This is a genomic window from Aeromonas sp. QDB39, from assembly GCF_027707585.1.
Classification (GTDB): Bacteria; Pseudomonadota; Gammaproteobacteria; order Enterobacterales; family Aeromonadaceae; genus Aeromonas; species Aeromonas hydrophila.
In genome coordinates, this window is record NZ_JAPCIV010000138.1 from 1 (window position 1) to 726 (window position 726).

The following is a 726-nucleotide window of genomic DNA, read 5'->3' on the forward strand; positions in this document are numbered from 1 at the left end:
ATAAGGGGCGCCGAGCGCCAGCGAGGGGAGCCAAAAGCTTGCTTTTGGCCGTCCCGACTTGATTGAAGGGTTGGGCGTTTTTTTGCCTCGCCTTCGAGTTGCTCTTGTTGTACAATTTTCTGTACATGTACGGAGGATGTTATGGACGCTATCACTTACACACACGCCCGCGCCAACCTGGCTGGAACCATGGATCGTGTTTGCAACGATCATGAGCCGGTGATCATCACACGTAACGGCGACCAATCGGTTGTGATTCTCTCGCTGGAAGATTTCCAGGCGCTGGAAGAAACTGCGTATCTGCTGCGCAGCCCCGCCAACGCCAAGCGGCTTTTCAAGTCGATCGAGCAACTTGAAGCGGGCCGAGGACAGGCGCGGGAGTTGGCCGAATGAGATTAATTTTTTCCGATGATGCATGGGAAGATTATCTGTTCTGGCAAAAACAAGACCGCCGCATGGTTGATCGAATTAACAAGCTAATTAAAGAAACCACCCGAGAGCCTTTCTCTGGAGTGGGCAAGCCAGAGCCATTAAAACATGCTTTGGCCGGTTATTGGTCTCGTCGAATTACGGATGAGCACCGAATGGTTTACAAAGTGGCGGATGATGCCCTTTGGATCGTTCAACTCAAGTACCACTACTGAAAAGACGCCCAACGTTTGACATGAGGGGCGGCCAAGGGCGCCAGCCCTTGGACGTCCCCCTCGATGGAAGGGTTAGGCATCA

General features: G+C 52.8%; 2 protein-coding genes. Both read left to right on the forward strand.

What is annotated here, in order from left to right; all coding sequences use genetic code 11:
• Positions 1-141 precede the first annotated feature (141 nt).
• Complete coding sequence (locus tag PG899_RS24200) at positions 142-393, forward strand: type II toxin-antitoxin system Phd/YefM family antitoxin (protein WP_032492621.1); 252 nt, start codon at positions 142-144, stop codon at positions 391-393.
• A complete protein-coding gene (locus tag PG899_RS24205; RefSeq protein ID WP_032492620.1) occupies positions 390-644 on the forward strand; it encodes a Txe/YoeB family addiction module toxin in 255 nt (84 codons plus the stop codon). The genes PG899_RS24200 and PG899_RS24205 overlap by 4 nt, the downstream gene beginning before the upstream one ends.
• The last annotated feature ends 82 nt before the right edge of the window (positions 645-726 follow it).